A 22,116-nucleotide genomic window follows, 5' to 3' on the forward strand; every position below is an offset into this window, starting at 1 on the left:
AGCCCCCAATTCAGCCCCCACAGTTCAGCCTGACTCACCGCATGCTAAGGTTTTGGGGCCGCTTCGCAGCCCAACGGGGATAAATACCCTCGCCACAATGGTTTGCATTGCCCCAGATAGATTCCATTGCCAGCCACAATGGTTTGCATTGCCCCAGATAGATCCATTGCCAGCCACAATGGTTTGCATTGCCCCAGCTAGATTCCATTGCTTGCCACAATGGTTTGCATTGACCCAGATAGATCCCATTGCCAGCCACAATGAGGCCTCAGTGGGTTTACCCGCGCTTCGGCATCATCCGCAGCAACGTGTTATCCCTCACCACATAATGGTGATAGATCCCCGCCAGCGCATGCAGGCCGATCAGCCAGTAACCGATCGTGGCGATCAGTACGTGCCAGCCCTCCACCTGTTTGGCGAAGGCTTTGTCCTCACCCACCAGCAGTGGCAGATCAAAACCATAGAACATCACCTGATGCCCCTCGGCGCTGGTGATCAGCCAGCCCAGAATCGGCATGCTGATCATGAACAGGTACAACGCCCAGTGCATCAGCCGCGCCAGTACGGTTTGCCATTGTGGCGAGGCGGGGAAGATTTTCGGTGCCGGGCCGAGGCTGCGGGCGAGCAGGCGAAACCACACCAGCACGAATACGGTCAGGCCCAGCATGTAATGCACTTCGCGGATTAGCGTGCGGCCGCCGCTGCCTTTGGGGAAGAGGCCGCGCAATTCCATGCTGGCGTACACCAGCACCAGCAGCACCAACATCAGCCAATGCAGCATGACCGACACGGTGCTGTAACGCGATTCGGAACTTGTCCACGGCATACAGTGTTCCTCTCGGTTCAGGGTTTCATCGCACCGTTTCTCTGACGGCATGCCTTAACTGTAAACCCACTTGGGCATTTCTGCTTAACGAAACAAAAGTTTTAATGTGCTGTTTTTACAAAGTTATTAGTGTTTGCGGTTTGCGGACTTTGGTGCTGCGGGTGTAACCGGTTGTTGTTTATATCTTGAATCTGCACAGAGTTTGATTGGCGTTGTTTGATCCGCTAATGTTGCGGGCAGTTGTTGCTTTCAAATCGCTTGATTTAATAAGTGATGCTGTTGATAACTTGCTTAAAAGGACTTAAATATGACTTTTTGTATTCTTCTGAATCACAAACATAGTAAAAACATTGTAAAAAAAGCGATGGCAAAGCCACCGATATCTCGACCGAAGCCCGTGGGCAGCAAACCGCCAGTAACCCGACCCACCACACCTCCGGTCAAGCCACCCGTGGTTCCGGTCAAGCCGCCAGTCAAACCTGCACCGGTCAAACCGCCTGTGAAGCCGCCGGTCAAACCACCCGTGAAGCCACCTGTTACTCCGGGGACGCCTGGCACCAAACCACCGGTCAAACCAGCGCCACCGGGCACCAAACCACCCGTGAATGCCCGTCCGCCAATGCCGTGGCCTACCTTGAACATCAACATTGATCCGGTGGCACTGATTAACCTGATCAGCGCCCTCGGCAGTATTCGCCAGCCGGATGGATCGACCACACTGAGCGATGGCAGCATCGTCGATGCCGGAAAAAACAAAGTTACCCGCCCCGACGGGATCATTCAGCATGCTGACGGCCGGGTCGAGCATCCTGATGGCCGCATCGTGTGGCCGGATGACACCGTGGAATATCCAGATGGTCGTATCGTCTGGGCTGACGGCACCGAGCAACTAGCGGACGGTTCGATTCGTCATCCCGATGGATTGAAATATGATGCAGATGGCAATCCCGTTGTTGATTGAATGTTACTGTTTTGATTTAAAAGACTGTTCAGGTTTAACAGCTTGAAACCGATCAGGTGTTTAATGTGATCAATAAAAAACCGCCAACTTTTTATCAGTTGGCGGTTTTTTTCAATCTACCTTAATCGTTTTGCGGCATCTCACCCTTGGCCAGACGCTTGTTGATGTCGGCAATCACTTCCGGCAAATCAGTGATGGTGTCGATCATATAGTGCGGACGCGAGCTTTCGAACAGCGCGTGGATGCGCTTGCGTTCGCTGGCCAGTTCATCGCTGCCCAAGGCGCGGAAACCTTCGTAATCCAGGCCCAGCGCGTTGCCCGAGCAGATCAGCGCGACCGTCCACATCCCGGCGCGACGGCCTTCGAGGATGCCCGGCACGGTGTCGTCGATCTTCACGCAGGCGCCGACGTCGTCGATGCCCAAGGCAATCACGTTGGCCAGTGCCTGAGCCGGCCAAGGGCGACCGTTCGGCACCTCGTCGGTGGCAACCACGTGGTCGGCGACGTAGCCGTTGGTGGCGGCCAGCTCGACGACTTTATCCATGACCTGCTTCGGATAACCGGAGCAGGAGCCGATCTTGATCCCTTGCTGACGCAGGTTGGCGATGGTTTCCAGCGCGCCGGGAATCAGCGCCGAGTGCTCGGCGATCTTCTCGATCTGCAGCGGCATGAAGCGGTTGTAGATCGCGGTGACGTCGTCATCGGTTGGCGTGCGGCCGAACACCTTGCGATAACGCTCGGCGACCTGCGGCTGATCGCAGAGGGTGCGGATGTGATCCCACTTGCCCATGCCCATCGGCCCACGGGCTTCTTCGATGGAGACCTGTACGTCGAATTCGGCGAAGGCTTCGACGAAAATCTGCGTCGGCGCGAACGAACCGAAATCGACCACGGTACCGGCCCAGTCGAGGATCGCGGCTTGCAGCTTGCTTGGATTGACGTAGTTCATGGCAATTAAATTCCTGATTTGGCAATGCAATTCAAACTGTGGGAGCGGGCTTGCTCGCGAAGGCGTCGGGTCAGTCGATATCAATGTTGAATGTTCGACCGCTTTCGCGAGCAAGCCCGCTCCCACAGGGGATTTGTGGTGTGGGTTAGATTTCGAGGACTTCCATCTCACGCAGCACTTCACCAACAGCCGCCACGGCCTGGCGCATTTCGTCCGGGCTGACATGACCGATGCAGCCGACACGGAAGGTCTCAACCTGAGTGAGCTTGCCCGGATAAAGGATGTAACCCTTGGCCTTGACCCGTTCGTAGAAATCCTTGAACTGATAACGCGGATCGCTCGGCGCATGGAACGTGGCAATAATCGGTGCTTGAATCGCCGCCGGCAGAAAACTGCGCAAACCGAGTTTGCCCATCTCTTCCATCAGCGCCTGGCAGTTGGCGGCGTAACGCGCATGCCGCGCCGGCAAACCACCTTCTTCGTTGTATTGCAGCAGCGCTTCGTGCAGCGCCGCGACCACGTGGGTCGGCGGGGTGAAGCGCCATTGACCGGTTTTCTGCATATAAGCGTGTTGATCAAACAGATCCATCGCCAGCGAGTGCGAATTGCCAGCCGCAGCGGCCAGCGCTTCCTTGCGAGCGAAGACAAAACCCATCCCCGGCACGCCTTCCAGACACTTGCCGGACGCGGCGATCAGTGCGTCGAACGGCACTTTCTGTGCGTCCACCGGCAGGGCGCCGAAGGAGCTCATGGCGTCGATGATCAGGCGTTTGCCGTGCTGTTCGACGACGTGGGCGATCTCTGGCAGCGGATTGAGAATCCCGGTGCTGGTTTCACAATGAATCAGCGCGACGTGAGTGATATCACTGTCGGCGCGCAGTAAGCGGTCGACGTCAGCGGCGGTGGTCGGTTCCTCTTCAGCGGTTTCGAAGGTGCTGAACGAGCGGCCGAGCACTTCGCAGATTTTCGCCAGTCGTTTGCCGTATGCGCCGTTGATCAGCACCAGCACCTTGCCGTCACGCGGCACCAGTGTGCCGATGGCTGCTTCGACAGCGAAGGTGCCGCTGCCCTGCAACGGCACGCAATGGTGAGTGGCGGCACCGTTGAGGATCGCCAGCAATTGTTCGCAGAGGCTGGCAGTCAGTTGGTTGAAGCGGTCATCCCATGACCCCCAGTCGACCATCATCGCCTGGCGGGTGCGGGCCGAAGTGGTCAACGGGCCGGGAGTGAGCAGGATGGGTTCGGCAATACTCATTCGTGTGTCCTCGGATAGCGCTGTGGGATGAAGCTACGGGGCATACGTTGCAATTCGGCGTTGCATCAATCAAATTGTTTGTTGTTATGCCAGCCATCAGTGAGAGTTATCCATGAACCTGTTCCAACTGCGCGCCTTCGATGCTGTGGCCCGTGAAGGCAGCTTCACCCGTGCCGCTGCGCGGTTGTTCATCAGTCAGCCGGCGGTCACCGGACACATCAAGGCGCTGGAGGAGCACTACCAGATCACCCTGTTGCGGCGCACCGCGCGACGGGTGGAGTTGACCGAGGAGGGCATCAAACTGGCGGCGATCACCCGCGCGATGTTCGGTTTGGCGGAAGAGGCGCAGACCATGCTCGAAGCCAATCGGCAATTGCTCACCGGGCGCCTCGAAGTGGCGGCGGACGGCCCGCACATGGTCATGCCGATGTTGGCGAGCCTGCGCGCGCGTTATCCGGGGATCACGGTGAATCTGCGTTTGGGCAATGCCCAGGAAACCCTGGCGGCGCTGTTATCCGAGCACGCGGATGTCGCCGTGCTGACCGAAGTCGAACCGCGCAAAGGCCTGCACCTGCAAGCGCTGAGTGAGTCGCGGATTTGCGCACTGGTGCCCGCCGCGCATCCGTGGGCAACCCGCCAAGGGGAGGTGAAACTCAAGGAGCTGGATCAAGTGATCATGGTGCTGCGTGAACCGAGTTCGATCACCCGACGAACGTTTGACGAAGCCTGTGCGCAGGCCGCAATTCATCCGCGTGTGCTGCTGGAGTTGGACAGCCGCGAGGCGGTGACGGAAGCGGTGGCCGCCGAGTTGGGCGTCGGCGTGGTGTCATCGGTGGAGGTCAGCCATGACCCGCGCGTGGTGGCGATTCCGATTGTCGGCGACGGCTTGGTCAACCGGCACATGATCGGTTGCATGGAGCGGCGGCGGGAATTGCGCTTGATTCAGGCGTTTTTCGGTTTGGCACCGGCCTGAATCAAGCAATCGCCAACTGCGGTTGCGCCGGCAGGATCGCTGTAGTTTTGCGCGTGACCTCGATTCTCGGGTAATCCGCCTGCTTCAACTGCATGCCTTCGAGCAGATCCAGCGCAGCGGCCGGATCGTTCAGCGGCAGCGTCTGCAACAGCTTCACATCGAGATTCCACCACTGACTTTTGAGCAACCGTTCGATGGTCTGCGGGTCATGCCGGTACTTGATGATCTTCGCCGGGGTGCCGGCAACGATCGCGTAGGGCGGCACATCCTGCGTCACCAGCGCACGCGTCGCGATAATCGCGCCAGTGCCGATCTGCACCCCTTCAAGAATCATCGCGCTGTGCCCGATCCAGACGTCGTGGCCGATGGTGACGTCGGCCACCACCGGGTCGAACGTCAGGGCGGTGTCGGTGTACTGAAAGGGATGAGAACTCAGCCAGTCAGTGGGGTGCGAGCTCTTTTGCTGGCCGATAAAGCAGCGGGTGCTGATCGAGCAGAACCGCCCAATCGAGGACACGGCGGACAGCACGCAATCGCTGCGAATGTAGGTGTGCGCACCGATGGTCAGGTGTTTCGACTCGATCACCACATAACCGATGGACACGTGCTCCTCGAGCGTCAGCCTGGATCGCTTGTGCAAGGAGGAAATGCCACCGGCGACTTTACAATCGTGCTGGCGAATCCATTTCTTCCAGAAATGATCTCGAACGGAATTGATTAGTTTTTTCACGATGCGTTCTTCGATTCCGTGATCGCAACTCTGCGAAAGGGGTCGGGAAATAATTTGTCACAGGAGCTCAGGCGCCAGTGTAGCCGACGATCTCGATCCGACTGAATACGAAAATTCCGACGTTACGCCAGACTCTCGCGCACCATTTCCAGAAACGTCGCCACCACGCGCCGCGAACTCTGTTCGCGCAGGCACACCAGCGTTTCCGTCAGACGTCGCGTGCAGTCGATAATCGGCAACGCGCACACCCGCGAATCCGCCCCAAATTCCGCCGCCGACACCACCCCGACACCAATCCCCACCACCACGGCCTCACGCGCCGCTTCCCGGCCTTCGACCTGAATCGCCGGACGAATGCGAAACCCGGCCCGGGCCATTTCTTCTTCCAGGGTTTGCCGCGTTACCGAACCGTGTTCTCGCAACACCAACGGCGTGTCATCGAGATCCGCCAGGCAGATCGATTCGCGCTCGGCCCACGGGTGATTACGCGACACAAACGCGACCATCGGATCGTTACGCAACGGAACACAGAGCAAGCGTTCATCGCTGACATCACGCCCGAGCAGGGCCAGATCGGCCTGATAGTTGAACAGGCGAAACAGCGATTCGTCGGTGTTGCCGGTCTCGATCTTCACGCTGATCCCCGGATAGCGCTCGCAGAACCGCGCGATCTGCGGCAGCACGTGCACCGGCGCATCCACCGCCAGAATCAGGCTGCCGGTCTGCAAGGCCTGGGATTCCTGGAGTAATTCCTGCGCTTCGGCTTCGATCACGAACAGCCGCTGGGTGATCGCCAGCAAGCGTTCGCCCAGATCGGTCAGGCGCACGGAACGTTTATTGCGGTGAAAAAGCAAAACGCCAAAGCGTTCTTCCAGTTTGCGCACCTGGTCGGAAATCGCCGGTTGCGTGAGGTAGAGCCGCTCGGCGGCTTTGGTGAAGCTTCCATGCACCGCGACGGCGTGGAAGGCTTTGAGTTGGGCGTGGGAGACTGCCATGGCGACTCCTGGTGCGAGATGAGTTCAGTAACAAGCTGAGCTTATGAGTGAAATACGATAAATCGATTTTATTTATTAAACAGTAATTGCTTTGATCGGCTCACGCCATCGCTGACTGCTCGGTCGAGCAGCGGCGTTGGCCATGAGCCTGTGCGTGCAACAGCAGGCCTCATCTGACCGGTACCGCCAGAGGGAAGGGTGGTATCGCAGTGCTCAACAATAAAAACACAGGCGTTTTGCTTAACGATTCTGCCGGCACACTCACACCCTGAGGTCAGAACCACAATGAACAAGCACATCGGCACCATCGCACGTTGGCGCGTGCAGATTTTCGCGATTACCTGGCTTGCGTACGCCGCTTTCTACTTCACCCGCAAAGCCTTTTCGGTGGCCAAACTGGGCATCGCCGAAGACCCGACCTTCATGCTCGACAAAATGGCCATGGCCAACCTCGACGCCATCTATCTGGCGGCGTATGCCGTGGGCCAATTCACCTGGGGCATGCTCGCCGACCGCTTTGGCCCAAGGGTCGTGGTGCTCGGTGGCTTGCTGATTTCCGCCGCAGCCGCGTTGGTGATGGGCAGTTACGCCACACTTCCGATTTTCGCCACTTGCATGCTGATACAAGGCCTGGCGCAGTCCACCGGATGGTCGGGGTTGTGTAAAAACCTTGGCAGTTTCTTTCCTGCGAAGGAACGCGGGCGGGTGCTTGGCTTGTGGAGTTCCTGCTACGCGTTTGGCGGTCTGGTCGCGTCGCCGTTCGCCGGTTGGTGGGCGTATACGTTGATCGGCAGTTGGCACGCGGCGTTTATTTCCAGCGCGGTGGTGGTGGCAGTGGTCGCGGTACTGTTCTTTATCTTCCAGCGCAATAAACCGGAAGACGTCGGCCTGCCGGAAGTCGATCCGGAACCGGTACTGACCGCTGAGGAAACCGAAGCCAACAGCAAACTCAGCGTATGGGAGCCGCTCAAGGAAATCCTGCGCAACCGCACGGTGTTGGTGCTCGGTCTGGCGTATTTCATGTTGAAACCGGCGCGTTACGCGATTCTGTTGTGGGGCCCGGTGATCGTGTTCGAACAGATGCCGAGTGTCGGCAAGGTCGGCGCGGCGATTATTCCGACCTCGTTCGAACTGGCCGGATTGCTTGGGCCGATCCTCATCGGTCTGGCCTCGGACAAACTGTTCGGTGCGCGGCGCATGCCGGCCTGCGTCATCAGTTTGCTGGCGCTGACCGTGACGCTGGCGCTGTTTATGGCCGCGCTGCAAACCGGCAGTGTGTTGCTGGTGGTCGCGCTGCTGTTTGTCATGGGCCTGACCCTGTATGGCCCGGACTCGATGATCAGCGGTGCGGCCGCCATCGATTTCGGTAAAGCCAAGGCGGGCGCCACGGCGGCCGGTTTCGTTAACGGTTGCGGCTCGGTCGGTGCGGTGCTCGGCGGTCTGCTGCCGGGTTATTTCGACTCGGTGACGGTGTTCATCGTCTTCGCCGGTTGCGCCCTGTTCTCGGCGCTGGTGCTGATCCCGCACTGGAACAGCCGCCCGGTTGGCGTCATGGAACCGCGCGCCTCAATCCCCAATTGCCCGCTGACCATCAAACCTCTGCGTACCTGAAAACCCGCTGCCGCGTGGCCTGCTGCGACGTTCGCGGCAGGCTGCGCCGTGGCCCACTGACTGGAGAAATCCCATGAGACCGTTTTGGCTGGAGCAGGCCTTGCAGGCTGATACGTCCGAGCCTTGCCCGCCGCTGCAAGGCGAAGTGCGCACCGACGTGTGCATCGTTGGCGGCGGTTACACCGGGTTGTGGACGGCGATCATGCTCAAGCAACAGAACCCTGAACTCGACGTGCGGCTGATCGAAGCCGACATCTGCGGCGCTGGCGCCAGTGGCCGTAATGGCGGTTGCGCGCTGTCGTGGTCGGCGAAATATTTCACCCTGGAACGCCTGTTTGGCGTCGAGGAGGCGGTGCGTCTGGTCAAGGAATCCGAGCGCAGCATTCATGCGATCGGCGAGTTCTGTGAGCAGTACGGCGTCGATGCCGATTACCGCCTCGACGGCACGCTGTACACCGCGACCAACCGCGCCCAGGTCGGCTCGACCGATGCGGTGATCGCGGCGCTGGAACGTAACGGCATCAACTCGTTCACCCAGCGGCCAGTCGCTGATGTGCAGCGCATGGCAGGTTCCAGCAAACATCTGGAAGGCTGGTTTTCGCCAGCGGCGGCCAGTGTGCAACCGGGCAAACTGGTGCGCGGATTGCGGCGTGTGGCGTTGCAACTGGGCGTGACGATCCATGAAAACACAGCAATGACCGGGCTGGAGGAAGGACGCCCGGCGCGCATTCAGACACCCAACGGCAACATCATTGCCGACCGCGTGGTGCTGGCGATGAACGCGTGGATGGCCCGTGCTTTTCCGCAGTTCGAACGCAGCGTGGCGATTGTTTCCAGCGACATGCTGATCACCGAGCCGCGCCCGGATCTGTTGCAGGAAATCGGCTTGACCAGCGGCGTCACCGTGCTTGATTCGCGGATTTTCGTGCACTACTACCACAACACCCCGGACGGCCGGATCATGCTCGGCAAGGGCGGCAACACCTTTGCCTTTGGCGGGCGGATGCTGCCGGTGTTCGATCAGCCGTCGCCGTATGCCGGGTTGCTCAAGCGCAGTCTGGATGACTTCTTCCCGGCGTTCAGCGATGTGAAAGTCGATGCGACGTGGAACGGGCCGTCGGATCGCTCGGTGACCGGTTTGCCGTTTTTTGGGCAGATGAGCAGCAGCGGTAATGTGTTTTATGGATTTGGCTATTCCGGCAGCGGGGTGGGGCCTTGTCACATGGGCGGGCAGATTCTGGCGTCGCTGGTGCAGGGGATGGATAACGCCTGGACGCGTTCGCCGATTGTGAATGGGCCGTTGGGGTATTTCCCGCCGGAGCCGATTCGTTATCTGGGCTCGTTGATGGTGCGCAATGCCATCCGCCGCAAAGAGCGCGCCGAAGATCACGGCCACCGGCCACGGCATCTGGACGTGCGCCTGGCGAAGTTCGCCGCTGCCGCCGGCAAAGCCGACAAAGCCTGAAGGGTTGAAAACAACCCCTGTAGGAGCTGCCGAAGGCTGCGATCTTTTGATCTTATTTCTTACAATCAACAGCAAAAGATCGCAGCCTTCGGCAGCTCCTACAGGTCTGGATTTGTGGTCAGGAGCGGTTGATCAGCCAGTCGAGTAAGAGGCTGCTGTCGCGTGCTGGCGGTGCTTCAACCGGCGCGGATTCGCGCTGCGCTCCCAAACACAAAATCGGTCGATCCGGATCACTGTCGAGAAAACTCACCCAGACCTCACTGCCCGCACGGGGCAACTCATGCGCGGCAATGCGGCCATTGGCGTTGGTCAACGCGATCGGCAGCCAAATCCCCTCAGAATCAGGCGATGTTGGCCTCGGCCACAAACTCACCTTGATGCGCCCCTTGTCATCCAGTTTCGATGGTTGCCCCTTCGTGCCGAGCACTCGCGCCAAGTGGATCCCCGGAATGCTCGGCCGTGATTGTTTCAGCGCCGGGCGAAAATCCGTCGACCATGGCAAAGCCGTGAACTCGCAGTGATAGCGATACACACTCGGCGCTGGATCAAGGATGCAAGGTTGCTGACCCTGATGGCGCACTGAGGTGATCAACCATTGCTCATTGAAGGTGTTGACCGGGTGTTCGGTCACTTGCAGCAGGTCGGCGCTGTGCAATCCGGGGCTGTCGCAGCGACCGTGAATCGAGCGGTACTGGCAGCGCTGGCGCTCCAGATGGCGGCGGCTGCGCTGTTCGGCATGACGTTGTTCAAGGGACAACATCTGCGGTGCGAGGACAGGCACGGTTTGATTGGCCGAGTCCTCGCCCGACGCCTGTTGGCCACGATTGCGCACCCGATGCAGCGCTCGAATTGGCGCGGCGTCATGTTGCTGAAACAGCGCGCAGACACGTGGCGACGGCGTGTCATCGTCGAGACTGAAGGGCAACAGTGTGGGTTCTTGCGGCAGGCTAAGGCTGTCATCGGCAAACACCACTACATGCCCGTCAGGCCGATGCTCGAAGTGATAATGAATGCCTTCCTCTTCACACAGACGTTGCAGCAGTGCCAGGTCGCTTTCCTCGTATTGAATGCAAAAGTCCCGCACGGGGTAGTGGCCGACGGTCATTTCGATGCGAAAGCTGTTCTTTGGCAGCCCATGCTCGGTGAGCAATTGTGCAAGGATCGCCGGCACACTCAACTGCACAAACACCCGGCGTTTAAGCGATTGCGCCAGACGTTGCAGATAAGGCACCAGCACTAATCGATAACCGATCCGGTGCGTGCCGCGATGTTCGCAACGGACACTGTGGATCAAACCATGCACACCGTGCTGCTCGCTCAGGCGTAAGTACGCCGCTTGCTCCAGCAGGCTGTCGGGCAGGACGGCGGGCGCCAGGCCAATGACATCGACCTCGAAGCGAAAGGGCTGATTGAGCGCTTCATCACCGCTAAAACGCACCACCGGCAGGCACAATCCGCCATCGATCAGGGTCAGGGTGAAGGGACTTTCCATGTCATTGAGCATTCGTACAGGTTCTGTCGGTCAATACGGACGGCAGAGGGTACGAAACCGCAGCGCGGAATAGTCACCGCAAGGCAGCTTTTCAGAATCGCCCTACACGTTGTGGTGAAGATGTCGATTCGCCAATCAATATTTTTGGTCGATTGCCGACTTTAGGCCGTATAAACTTGGCGCCACGCGTCGGCCAATAGATGTCTCGGCGCCACAGATCAAGAGAGTGAGTAATGGGCGCACAGTGGAAGGTTAAACACAAAGAAGCGGCAGCCAACGCCAGGGGCAAAATCTTCGGCAAACTGGTGAAAGAAATCACCATTGCTGCGCGCAACGGTGCCGATACCACCACCAACGCACACTTGCGTCTGGTGGTTGAACAGGCCAAGAAAGCCTCGATGCCGAAAGAAACCCTTGATCGCGCGATCAAGAAAGGCGCCGGTCTGCTCGGTGAAGCGGTGCAATACCATCGCGTGACCTACGAAGGTTTCGCCCCGCACCAGGTGCCGCTGATCGTCGAGTGCGTGACCGACAACGTTAACCGCACCGTCGCCGAAATCCGCGTCGCGTTCCGTAAGGGCCAATTGGGCGCTTCCGGTTCGGTCGCGTGGGATTTCAATCACGTTGGCATGATCGAAGCGTCGCCGGACACCCCGGACGCCGATCCGGAAATGGCCGCGATCGAAGCAGGTGCTCAGGATTTCGAGCCGGGCGAAGACGGCGCGACACTGTTCCTGACCGACCCGACTGACCTTGATGCCGTGCAGAAAGCGCTGCCGGAGCAAGGCTTCACCGTGTTGTCGGCCAAGCTTGGCTACCAGCCGAAAAACCCGGTGACCGGGTTGAGCGATGAGCAGATGGCTGAAGTTGAGGCGTTCCTTGAAGGCCTCGATAACCATGATGACGTGCAGGATATGTTTGTGGGTCTGGCTGGCTAAAGATCAAAAGATCGCAGCCTGCGGCAGCTCCTACAGGAGATCGCGTTCTCTGTAGGAGCTGCCGCAGGCTGCGATCTTTTTAGCTGTCAGAGGTTTTCCAACACCTCAATTACTTCACCGAACCCCGGCCGCGCCAGCACATCCGCCTGGCAGCAACGCCGCTCCAGTGCTTGCAGTTGCACGCGGCGCTCGTCACTCAACCCCGAATCGATACGCGCCAGCAATTCCCCCAGCAAAACCCCGAACGCCCGCACTTCAATGCGTTGCAACGCCCGTGTCTGCGCGTTATCCGTCGTGGCATGGAACGACGCCCCGCCAAAATCCCCCAATAAACAATCGCCTCGGTCGTTCAACATAATGTTGTGCCCGTAGAGGTCGCCGTGGGTGATGCCTTGCTGATGCAGGTGCTCCGCCGCCGAGGCAACGCCCTTGGCAATGCGCAGCGCAACGTCAGCCGTGAAGCGCAGGTCATCGGCGTAAACATCCCGCGAACACGACGCCAGACTTGGCAACCCGGCGAGGTTGCGAAAGCTCGGATCGATCAACTGCATGACCAAGCCTTGCTGACCGTCGGGGTGGCTGTCGATTCGCCCTTCAACGCGGATCAGATTCGGATGCAGGCCAGCAGTGATGCACGCGTTCATCTCATGCAGCGGCGAGCCATCGCTGGTCATCTCACCTTTGTACAACTTCACCGCGACCGCTTCCTCGGTGTGATCAGCACGCCGCCAAACCGCCCGATAAATCACCCCGGAGGCGCCTTCGCCCAGCTTCTGCCCCAGACGCAGCGCCGACCAGTCGATCAGCGGCGTGGCTTCGAGGGCGGCAGCATCGGCTTCGGTTTCCAGCGGATTACCGGCGTAGGCCAGCCACGTCAGGCTCGGCAAGTTCAGCAGCCATTGCGGCAATTCGATGAACTGGTTGACGGAGATGCGCAGCAGCTCGAGTCGGTGGCATTGGCTCAGCGACGGCGGCAGCGCTTGCAGACGATTGCCAGACAGCATGAGTTTCTGCAGATAAGGGCGTTCGCCCAGTTCGCTCGGCAAGGTTTCGATGCAGTTGTCGGTCAGGATCAGCCAGCGCAACAGCGGCGGCAGCGCGGCACCGGTAACGTTGACGATGCGGTTGGCCTTGAAACCGATCATCGTCAACGCCGCGCATTGGCCGAGGCAGGCGGGCAGTTCGGTGAACGAGTTGTCGGAGCAGAACAGCACGCGCAGGCGGGTCAGACGGTGCAGATCGTCCGGCAGACTGCTCAGGTTGTTGCTGCTGAGATTGAGGATTTCGAGGGTGTCGGCCAGCTCGAAAATCTCGCGCGGAAACTCGGTCAGCCCGCACGACAGATCCAGCCGCGTGATGCCCGACAATTCGCCGGCGCGCAATTGAGCAAGGGTGTGCATGTAGGTGTTCACTTTAGAAAGAGGACAAGCGCAAGGCGCCGAAATGACCGACATGATAACGGCACCGCAATCCCCTGTGGGAGCGAGCTTGCTCGCGAAGGCGTCGTGTCAGTCGACATCCATGGTGAATGGCTGACTGCATTCGCGAGCAAGCCCACTCCCACAATGGTTTGGCGGTGATTACGGATTCTGCGTCTGGCAATAATCCCCTGTGGGGGCGAGCTTGATCGCGAAGGCGTCGTGTCAGTCGACATCCATGGTGAATGGCTGACTGCATTCGCGAGCAAGCCCGCTCCCACAATGGTTTGGCGGTGATTACGGATTCTGCGTCTGGCAATAATCCCGTGTGGGAGCGAGCTTGCTCGCGAAGGCGTCGTGTCAATCGAAATCAGTGGTGAATAGTTGATTGCATTCGTGAGCAAGCCCACTCCCACAATGGTTTAGCGGTGATTACGGATTCTGCGTCTGGCAATAATCCCGTGTGGGAGCGGGCTTGCTCGCGAAGGCGTCGTGTCAGTCGACATCAATGGTGAATGGCTGACTGCATTCGCGAGCAAGCCCGCTCCCACAGGGGGATTTGCGATATCAGGTAGGCTCGTGGATGACTTGCAACTGCCCCAACCGGCTACGCGTACGCCCCAGATCAATCGCATCGCCGCCCAGGCTTTCGCACAGCGACAAGCGGCCAATCAACGTCAGGTGTTTATCCTGGTCGTAAAGCACGTCGATCAAATTAATGAAGCGCTGTTGCGCCGCAATCGAGCAGTCGCCCAGCAGTGGCAAATCATCAATCACCCAGTGGTCGAAGCGCCGACACAACTCCAGATAATCCATCACCGCCGTCGGCTGCTCGCACAGGTCATCGAAGGTAAAAGCCACAGTTCTTTGGTCACACCGTCGCGCCCGAAAATGCCGGGTACCGACGGCCAGCGACAATGGCGGGGCATCCTGTGCCGGCAGGTTCAGGGCCATGCGCTGAGCGGCCGTACCCGGCCAGACATAATGCCCATGGGTAAATACTTGATGCTCATGATTACGCGCCAGACTGCGGTAATCATGCGGGCCGCCAACTTCCATGACCTGCATGCGCGTATTGATCAACTCGATCACCGGTTTGAAACGCGCGTGATAGAGCGGGTTGGGCAGCAAGCCTTCGGGCGGATAGTTAGAGGTCACCAACAGCAGAATCCCACGCTGGAACAGCGCTTTGAACAGCCGGGTGATGAGCATCGCGTCGCCGATGTCATGCACGTGAAACTCGTCGAAACACAACACCCGACAATCTTGCAGCAGCTCATCAAGGGTGGTGGCGAGGGCATCGTCCTGCTCGCGATGGCTGAACATGCCTTGATGCAATTGCGCGAAAAACTGATGGAAGTGCAGCCGTCGCTTCTGCGTAATCGGCAGCGCCTTAAAGAAACCGTCGAGCAGCCAACTCTTGCCACGCCCGACCGCGCCGTGCAGGTACAGGCTCGGCGGAGTTTGTGCGGTGGCGCCGAACAGCAGACTGGCCTGTTGCGCCATGCAATCGATGACGCGCTGCTGACTGTGGCTGAGGGTGTAACCCTGCTGGTGCGCCTTGTTGCGGAAATAATCGCGGATCGACTGTGCGCTCGCCTCGTGCCCGGCGCTGGCGCCAATGCCCTTGCCGAACAAGCGGCGCAGCACCGGCCATCGTTGGCTCAGATGTGATCGTATGGGCGGTCGGGCGGGCACTCTGCGGTCACTCCGTATCGGTCATGCCGCCTCCCCGGAGTGCGGCGCGACATTGTAACCAGGCGACGTCAACGGCTTCTACCTCGGGCTGTCGAGGCCGTTCGGTGACAGAACATTTTCCGCGTGTTGCCAACCTTTCGAAACATAACCCGACCGCTCCATGGATCCAATCGACTGGCGCAATCGCCGTGCGTTGCTAACCTGAAACACAGTCACGACAGCGCAAGCCAGTGCTGACAAGGAATGGCGCAGTGAATCAACGAGTGGTCATGGGCCTGCTGGGTGTGCTTGCTGCACCTGCATACGCGGCGGATCTACAGGTCGAAGTGCGAGTCGACGTGCAGCGCGGCTGCCAGTTGATCGGCCAGCAGCGCGAGGCCGGGATTGAGCAGCTCGGCGTGCTCGACTTTGGTAGCACCGCGCGCCTCGACGACCCTGACGGGCCATTGAGTGCGGCGCTGACCAATCAACGCTTGCCACGGCTGGAATGCAACCCGGACACGCCTTATCAGATGCGCGTTGACGGCGGTTTGCACGGCGGTGTCGGTGAGGTGCGATACATGGCCGGGACGGAGGGCAGCAAGCCGATTCCTTACCGCTTGTTTCAGGATGCGGCGCGGCGAGTGCCGTTGGTGGTGGACGTACCGGTCAGCGGGCGGGTGCCGGACACGGGCACGGTGGAGTTGCCGTTGTATGCGCGGATCGAGCGGCTGGCGGAAGTGCCGAAGGTCAGCCGCTATTCGGATTTAGTGAAAGTAACGGTCACCTGGTGATCGCAGCGGACAGCAACAACGCAGTGCTCAATGATGAGCGCAATGGATGAAGTCGCTGAAGGAGTAGGGACGGGCGCAATGGCAGGCAAATACTGGATGGTCATGGCAGCAGGTACGCTGGCGCTGCTCGCGGACGATGCGCAAGCAGCGGTCAGCGGGCAGATCCACGCACGGCTGATCCTGATCGCCGGCTGCGAAGTCACCAACACCTCCAACCCCGCCAGTCCGGTCAGCGATCTCGGCACGCTGGATTTCGGTCAGCAGGGGCCGACTTGGAACGCGCCGATCAAAGCAGCCCTCGACGGCGACACCAGCGGCAAACTCAACGTCGCCTGCAACCCTTCGGTCACCGGTTTTACCGTCACCATCGACGGCGGCACCCATGGCGACGGCAACACCCGGCGCCTGAGCAACGGCCGCCAGACCCTCCCTTATCAGCTGTTTCTCGACCCCTCGGGCGCGCAGAGCTACAGCATCGGCCAACAACACAATTTCGCTGTCACCAGCGCTGCGCAAATACCCATTCCGGTATTTGGCTCGGTGGTGGCGAATACCCGCGCGGTTCCGGCAGGGGTCTACACCGACACCCTGACGGTGACGCTCGACTGGTAACCCCGTAGAGGACGGACACCATGCGTACGTTTGCATCAAGGATAGGTTTGCCGCTGCTCGGTCTGGCGCTGGTTTCCAGCGCCAACGCCGCCACCACGGTCACTGGCCAGATCACCTCCAGCCTGATCCTGATCAGCAGCTGTCAGGTCAACGGCGCCGGTGGCTCCACCGGTCTGAACTTCGGTGCCTTGAACTTCGGCACCGCCAACAGCCTGTTCACCACGGCCACCGGGCAAGTGCTGGGCGGTGGCGGCGGGGCGCTGTCGATTCTGTGCTCCAGCGGCACCACGCCGACGGTAAAAGTGCGCGCCGGTGCCCATGACGGCATGTCGCCGGGTGGCACCCGTGCGTTGTACGACGGCGTGGCGAATTACGTGCCCTACGACTTTTACACCGATGCCGGGCATTCGCAGCTGTTGGCGATCGACGGGACGATCAATCTCGCCGCCAGTACCGGTGTCGCGCAGACCGTGAATATCTACGGTCAGGCCGTGGGCAAGGCCGGTTTGCCGGCCGGCACCTACACCGACACCGTTGCTGTTGAACTGACGTTCTGATGCCATGTTCCGCCATGGCGGCATCGCGTTGCTCCTGCTGTGTGCGGGCAGTGCACCGCTGCCGCTGACGGCGGCGACCAGCCAGAGCTTTCAGGTCAGCGCCACGGTCACGGCGGGGTGCCTGGTGGTGGGCGGGGTGTCGAACTATGGCGGGCTGAATTTCGGTTCACGGTCGGCGCTGGCCACCGGCACGGTGCAGGTCGCACTGACTGGCGGCGTGCAGTTGCAATGCACGCCGGGGGTGACGTTGAACATGAGCGTCGATGGCGGCCAGTACAACAGCAGTGGCCGGCACATGCAGGTCAATAGCGGCAGCGCGCGGGTGGCGTACACGCTGTTCCGCGATGCGGCGTACAGCCAGAGTCTGGGCATTGGCCAGAGTGTGGCTGTGGCGTACAGCGATGCAAACAACATCCGCCTGCCGATTTACGGTCAGGTGCAATTGCCGGGCAATCAGCCTGGGGGGACGTACAGCGATGTGTTGCAGGTGCAACTGTCGTGGTGAGGCGAGGTTTGATGTGCCGACAAGGAGCAGGTTTATGGGGGCAGTTACGTTCATGCGGCGCGCGGTGTTGGCGCTGTTCACGCTCGGGGCAGGTTATGCGCACGCCGCCAGTTCGGTGTTGATCTGGCCGATCGATCCGGTGCTGGAGGCTGATCAACAGGCCAGCGCGTTGTGGCTGGAAAATCGCGGCACTGAAACCGCCAACCTGCAGATCCGCGTGTTCGGCTGGAGCCAGAACGGGTACGAGGAGCAATACCAGAACCAGCGCGATGTGATCGGCAGCCCGCCGGTGGCGAAGATCGAGCCGGGTCAAAAACAACTGGTGCGTCTGACCCGCACCAAGGACGTGCCGCCCGGGCAGGAACTGGCCTACCGAATCATCATCGACGAAATCCCGTCCGCACAACCGCCCAGTGCTGAAGGTGGCAAAACAGCGGCGGCGATTCGTTTTCAGATGCGCTATTCGGTACCGCTGTTCGCTTACGGCGCCGGTCTGTGGAGCAAAGAAGACAGCACCCGCCAGCGCGATCCCAAGGGCATTGGTTTGCCACAATTGACCTGGCGCACGGTGGCGGTGGATGGCCGGCCGTATGTCGAAGTGCGCAATCAGGGCGCGGTGCATGCGCGGTTGACGGATGTCGCGATCAAACAGGGTGGGCAGAACAAACCGTTGGCGGAAGGCTTGCTCGGCTATGTGCTACCGGGCGCGGTGATGCGCTGGCCGGCACCGGGAGGGCTGGCGGGGGATTCGGCGTTGCAGGTGCGGGTGAATGGCGGGGCGCAGGTGCAGAGCATTACCCCGGCGAAGTGAATGGGCTGATTCGGTGTCATGGCAAAGGGATTCACCAGTGCCACAGGGTTCACTGACCACAGTGAAAGTGGTCATGGCCACCCGCAGTATCAGGAGGATTCAGTCCATTGACGGACGTAAAGCGCGTATGAGCCGAGGATGGGCTCGCCGTATTCAGCGTCCGTTGTGGCATCTCACCGGCGCGTGCTGCCTGGTGTTCGTTCAACCGTCCGGGGCCGGCGAACTGCCGCCACCGCCCAGCGGCATGGAGGCCGTCAGCGATGCACAGTTGTTTCTCGAACTGGTGGTCAACCAGATGAATACCGGGCAAGTGGTGGCGGTGCAGCAGCGCGGCGGGCGCCTGTTTTTACCCGCCACGGCATTGCGTGAAACCGGTATGAAACTGCCTGAAAACATCAGCACTGAAGTCGACCTCGACAGCCTGCCCGGTCTGCACAGCGAATACGACAGCGTCGGTCAACGCTTGCTGCTCAACGTGCCGCCGGAATGGCTGCCAGAACAGTTCATCGGTAATCGCCAAGCCTATCCGCGCACCCCGGCGCTGAGCAGTTTCGGCGCGTTGTTCAACTACGACCTCTATCTCAACGACACCGATGATGCCGGCACCTATTTAGCGGCGTGGAACGAAGTGCGCCTGTTCGACAGTTGGGGCACGTTGTCCAACACCGGGCAATATCGACGCACATTGTCCGGTGATTCAATCAGCACGCTGGACAACGGTTACCTGCGTTACGACACCACCTGGCGTTATTCCGATGACGAGCGAATGCTCACTTACGAAGCCGGCGACGTGATCAGCGGCGCCTTGCCTTGGAGCAGTTCGGTGCGTCTCGGTGGCGTGCAGTTCTCGCGGGACTTCGCCGTGCGCCCGGATCTGGTCACCTATCCGTTGCCGCAATTTGCTGGCGAAGCGGCGGTGCCGTCCTCGGTCGATCTGTTTATCAACGGCTACAAATCCAGCAGTGCCGAACTGCAACCGGGGCCGTACACGCTGACCAACATTCCGTTCATCAACGGCGCGGGCGAAGCCGTGGTGGTGACCACGGATGCGTTGGGTCGACAGGTGTCGACCACGGTGCCGTTCTATGTCACCAGCAGCTTGTTGCAAAAAGGCTTGAGCGATTTTTCCGTGGCCGCCGGTTCCCTGCGGCGTGATTACGCTTTGAAGGATTTCAACTACGGCCCCGGCGTGACCTCCGGCAGTCTGCGCTACGGTGTCAGCGACAGCTTTACCCTGGAAAGCCACGCTGAAGCCTCCGACTCGCTGACCCTCGGCGGCCTCGGTGGCAATCTGCGGCTGGGCAATTTCGGCGTGCTCAACAGCGCCATGAGCCAGAGCCGTTTCGACGGCGAGGGCGGTCAGCAATTAAGCCTCGGCTATCAGTACAGCAATCAGCGTTTCAGCTTTTCTTATCAGCGCCTGCAACGCCACGATCAATACGCCGATCTGACCGTTGTCGACACGCCGTACATCAGCCTCAGTCGGCGCAGTGAACAGGCGACTCTCAGCGTTAACCTCGACCGTTGGGGCAGCCTCGGCGCCGGGTATTTCGATGTGCGCGCAGCGGACGATTCACGCACACAATTACTCAACCTGAGCTGGAGCAAACCGTTGTGGCGCAACAGCAGTTTCTACCTGTCAGCCAACCGCGAAATCGGCGACAGCAACTGGGCGGTGCAGGCGCAAGTGGTGATTCCGTTCGACCTGCGCGGCAGTCTGGCGATCAGCACCGAGCGCAGCAAAACCGGGCAGAGCCAGCAGCGGGTCAACTACAGCCGCGCGGTGCCGACCGAGGGCGGCGTGGGTTTCAATCTGGGTTACGCCAAGGGCGATGGCCCGGACTATCGACAGGCCGACGTGACTTGGCGTCTACAATCGGTGCAGTTGCAGGCCGGGGTTTACGGTTCGTCCGACGCTGAAACCCGTTGGGCCGATGCCAGTGGTTCGTTGGTGTGGATGGACAAGCAGGTGTTCGCCGCCAACCGCATCGACGATGCTTTTGTTGTGGTCAGCACTGAAGGTTTTTCCAACATTCCGGTGCGCTACGAAAATCAGCAGGTCGGCGAGACGGACAAGAACGGCCATTTGCTGGTGCCGTGGAGCAGCGCCTATTACCGTGGCAAATACGAGATCGATCCGCTCAACCTGCCGCCAAATGTGCGCAGCCCCAACGTCGAACAGCGTATTGCCGTGCGGCGTGGCAGTGGTTATCTGCTGGAGTTTCCGCTGACGCGGGTGATTGCCGCGAGCATCGTGCTGGTCGACGCGCAGAAACGCGAACTGCCGTTGGGCGCGGGTGTGTTGCACGAGCAGAGTGGTGCGCGGACGGTGGTGGGCTGGGATGGTCTGGTCTATCTGGAAAATCTCGAAGCGCAGAATTCGCTGGAAGTGACGCTGGCCGATGGCAGCACCTGTCGAGTGCAATTCCCGGTCGATATGCAGCAGAACCAGGTGCCGCTGATCGGCCCACTGGTGTGCCAATGACGGTTGCACGGATGGTTTTGTGGCTGGCGCTGATGCTGCCGGGGGCGGCGCAGGCGTTGTGCTCGGTGGTGGGGACGACCCCAGCGGCTTTCGGAACGATCAGTTCGATCGCCGTGCGCACCACCTCTCAACCCAGTTCGACATTGAATGGCGGGTTGAGCTGCACCGGATCGCTGCTGTCCTTGCTGACCAGCAACGACCACTTCTGGGGCACCGTGTCCTCGACCCAAAGCGGTCTGGTCGGGCCGACCGGCGACGTCATCAGTTACACGATTTACGCCAACAACAGCACCAGCTACCCGCTGACCCGTGGCACCGCTTACGACTTCGCCCGCAACGGCATCATTGATGCCTTGGGCCTGCTCAACGGCACGACGCCGAAAACCGTGCCGCTGTATTTGGGCACAACCATTGGCAGCAACGTCGCCGCCGGGGTCTACACCGAGACGCTGAGCATTTTCTGGAACTGGAATTACTGTTCGGGGATCGGCATTGGTGCGATCTGCATCGGCCGCGATATCAATAATGCTACGACCACGTTGACGGTGAACCTGACTGTATCCAATGACTGCACAATCACCGCGCCGAACATCGCTTTCGGCAGCGCGCCAGTGATCAGTGCATTCACCCCGGTGAGCGGGCAGACCATCAATCTGGCGTGCACCAAAGGCAGCGCTTACACCGTGGGCTTGAGCGACGGGCAGAATGCAGTAAGCGTTGGCGGGCGGCGGCGGATGATTTCCGGCAGCAATTATCTGGCCTACGACATCTTCAAAAGCGCCGGGACAACGCGCTGGGGCAGTGTCGGCACGGCACGTCGGTCGAGCACCGATGCCGAGGTCAACCCCGGCAACGGACTGGGCACAGGCAGCCAGATCTTCAACTACAACGCAAAAATCTACACCGACCAGACCACGCCGCCGGCGGGCACCTACCTGGATAACGTAGTACTCGACGTCGGTTTCTGAACTCTCGCGATAGCTCCTGCCAACCACAATCCCCCTGTGGGAGCGGGCTTGCTCGCGAAGGCGGTGTGTCATTCAGAATAAATGCTGCTGATCC

The 22,116-nt window shown here is 60.0% G+C and carries 21 protein-coding genes; 12 read left to right on the forward strand and 9 right to left on the reverse strand.

Features of this window, described 5'->3' with window-relative positions; translation table 11 throughout:
- Positions 1-277: 277 nt before the first annotated feature.
- Complete coding sequence (locus KFS80_RS20380) at positions 278-826, reverse strand: cytochrome b (protein ID WP_159815332.1); 549 nt, start codon at positions 824-826, stop codon at positions 278-280.
- A gap of 330 nt (positions 827-1,156) precedes the next feature.
- On the reverse strand, positions 1,157-1,468 hold the full coding sequence (locus KFS80_RS20385; protein ID WP_159815331.1) for a hypothetical protein: 312 nt from the start codon (positions 1,466-1,468) through the stop codon (positions 1,157-1,159).
- Here KFS80_RS20385 and KFS80_RS20390 point away from each other — a divergent pair.
- Entirely contained in the window at positions 1,461-1,787 is a 327-nt protein-coding gene (locus KFS80_RS20390) for a hypothetical protein (protein WP_159815330.1), read from the forward strand. The two genes, KFS80_RS20385 and KFS80_RS20390, sit on opposite strands and share 8 nt — an antisense overlap.
- Positions 1,788-1,908: 121 nt before the next feature.
- Here KFS80_RS20390 and phnX read toward each other — a convergent pair whose 3' ends face one another.
- A complete protein-coding gene (gene phnX / locus KFS80_RS20395; protein ID WP_159815329.1) occupies positions 1,909-2,736 on the reverse strand; it encodes a phosphonoacetaldehyde hydrolase in 828 nt (275 codons plus the stop codon).
- A gap of 145 nt (positions 2,737-2,881) precedes the next feature.
- Positions 2,882-3,991 (reverse strand): 2-aminoethylphosphonate--pyruvate transaminase, encoded by a 1,110-nt coding sequence (locus KFS80_RS20400; RefSeq protein WP_212545721.1) that lies wholly within the window; start codon positions 3,989-3,991, stop codon positions 2,882-2,884.
- A 112-nt stretch (positions 3,992-4,103) separates the two neighbouring features.
- Here KFS80_RS20400 and KFS80_RS20405 point away from each other — a divergent pair, with 112 nt between their 5' ends.
- A complete protein-coding gene (locus KFS80_RS20405; RefSeq protein ID WP_212545722.1) occupies positions 4,104-4,964 on the forward strand; it encodes a LysR substrate-binding domain-containing protein in 861 nt (286 codons plus the stop codon).
- Between the two features lies 1 nt (position 4,965).
- Here KFS80_RS20405 and KFS80_RS20410 read toward each other — a convergent pair whose 3' ends face one another.
- Positions 4,966-5,694 (reverse strand): CatB-related O-acetyltransferase, encoded by a 729-nt coding sequence (locus KFS80_RS20410; protein ID WP_212545723.1) that lies wholly within the window; start codon positions 5,692-5,694, stop codon positions 4,966-4,968.
- Positions 5,695-5,816: 122 nt separating this feature from the next.
- Positions 5,817-6,689 (reverse strand): LysR family transcriptional regulator, encoded by an 873-nt coding sequence (locus tag KFS80_RS20415; protein ID WP_053121752.1) that lies wholly within the window; start codon positions 6,687-6,689, stop codon positions 5,817-5,819.
- 285 nt (positions 6,690-6,974) lie between these two features.
- On the opposite strand from KFS80_RS20415, the gene KFS80_RS20420 reads away from it, so the two are divergent.
- Both KFS80_RS20420 and KFS80_RS20425 read left to right on the forward strand, forming a co-directional pair.
- Positions 6,975-8,300 (forward strand): MFS transporter, encoded by a 1,326-nt coding sequence (locus KFS80_RS20420; RefSeq protein WP_212545724.1) that lies wholly within the window; start codon positions 6,975-6,977, stop codon positions 8,298-8,300.
- 73 nt (positions 8,301-8,373) lie between these two features.
- Complete coding sequence (locus tag KFS80_RS20425; RefSeq protein ID WP_212545725.1) at positions 8,374-9,765, forward strand: FAD-dependent oxidoreductase; 1,392 nt, start codon at positions 8,374-8,376, stop codon at positions 9,763-9,765.
- Positions 9,766-9,883: 118 nt separating this feature from the next.
- Here the strand turns inward: KFS80_RS20425 and KFS80_RS20430 are convergent, their stop codons facing one another.
- Entirely contained in the window at positions 9,884-11,269 is a 1,386-nt protein-coding gene (locus KFS80_RS20430; RefSeq protein ID WP_212545726.1) for a type VI secretion system Vgr family protein, read from the reverse strand.
- 221 nt (positions 11,270-11,490) lie between these two features.
- Between KFS80_RS20430 and KFS80_RS20435 the strand changes: the two genes are divergently transcribed.
- Complete coding sequence (locus KFS80_RS20435) at positions 11,491-12,195, forward strand: YebC/PmpR family DNA-binding transcriptional regulator (protein ID WP_053121745.1); 705 nt, start codon at positions 11,491-11,493, stop codon at positions 12,193-12,195.
- Positions 12,196-12,281: 86 nt separating this feature from the next.
- On the opposite strand, the gene KFS80_RS20440 is transcribed toward KFS80_RS20435, so the two are convergent.
- Positions 12,282-13,595 carry a leucine-rich repeat-containing protein kinase family protein gene (locus tag KFS80_RS20440; RefSeq protein ID WP_212545727.1) on the reverse strand — a complete coding sequence of 438 codons (1,314 nt, stop codon included), beginning with the start codon at positions 13,593-13,595 and terminating at the stop codon, positions 12,282-12,284.
- A 585-nt stretch (positions 13,596-14,180) separates the two neighbouring features.
- Complete coding sequence (zapE, locus tag KFS80_RS20445) at positions 14,181-15,311, reverse strand: cell division protein ZapE (protein ID WP_212545728.1); 1,131 nt, start codon at positions 15,309-15,311, stop codon at positions 14,181-14,183.
- Positions 15,312-15,580: 269 nt separating this feature from the next.
- On the opposite strand from zapE, the gene KFS80_RS20450 reads away from it, so the two are divergent.
- The 7 genes from KFS80_RS20450 (at position 15,581) to KFS80_RS20480 (ending at position 22,022) form a co-directional block, all read left to right on the forward strand.
- Entirely contained in the window at positions 15,581-16,084 is a 504-nt protein-coding gene (locus tag KFS80_RS20450) for a Csu type fimbrial protein (RefSeq protein ID WP_218959372.1), read from the forward strand.
- Between the two features lie 78 nt (positions 16,085-16,162).
- Positions 16,163-16,696 carry a Csu type fimbrial protein gene (locus KFS80_RS20455; RefSeq protein WP_053121737.1) on the forward strand — a complete coding sequence of 178 codons (534 nt, stop codon included), beginning with the start codon at positions 16,163-16,165 and terminating at the stop codon, positions 16,694-16,696.
- A gap of 20 nt (positions 16,697-16,716) precedes the next feature.
- Positions 16,717-17,253 (forward strand): Csu type fimbrial protein, encoded by a 537-nt coding sequence (locus tag KFS80_RS20460; protein ID WP_053121735.1) that lies wholly within the window; start codon positions 16,717-16,719, stop codon positions 17,251-17,253.
- A 4-nt stretch (positions 17,254-17,257) separates the two neighbouring features.
- The gene (locus tag KFS80_RS20465; protein WP_212545730.1) at positions 17,258-17,758 is read left to right on the forward strand and encodes a Csu type fimbrial protein; all 501 of its coding nucleotides are present in this window, start codon (positions 17,258-17,260) and stop codon (positions 17,756-17,758) included.
- A gap of 34 nt (positions 17,759-17,792) precedes the next feature.
- Positions 17,793-18,569 carry a fimbrial biogenesis chaperone gene (locus tag KFS80_RS20470; RefSeq protein WP_212545731.1) on the forward strand — a complete coding sequence of 259 codons (777 nt, stop codon included), beginning with the start codon at positions 17,793-17,795 and terminating at the stop codon, positions 18,567-18,569.
- A gap of 127 nt (positions 18,570-18,696) precedes the next feature.
- The gene (locus KFS80_RS20475) at positions 18,697-21,054 is read left to right on the forward strand and encodes a fimbria/pilus outer membrane usher protein (protein WP_212545732.1); all 2,358 of its coding nucleotides are present in this window, start codon (positions 18,697-18,699) and stop codon (positions 21,052-21,054) included.
- The gene (locus tag KFS80_RS20480; protein WP_212545733.1) at positions 21,051-22,022 is read left to right on the forward strand and encodes a Csu type fimbrial protein; all 972 of its coding nucleotides are present in this window, start codon (positions 21,051-21,053) and stop codon (positions 22,020-22,022) included. The genes KFS80_RS20475 and KFS80_RS20480 overlap by 4 nt, the downstream gene beginning before the upstream one ends.
- The last annotated feature ends 94 nt before the right edge of the window (positions 22,023-22,116 follow it).

Source organism: Pseudomonas rustica (assembly GCF_018336155.1).
Taxonomy (GTDB): domain Bacteria; phylum Pseudomonadota; class Gammaproteobacteria; order Pseudomonadales; family Pseudomonadaceae; genus Aquipseudomonas; species Aquipseudomonas rustica.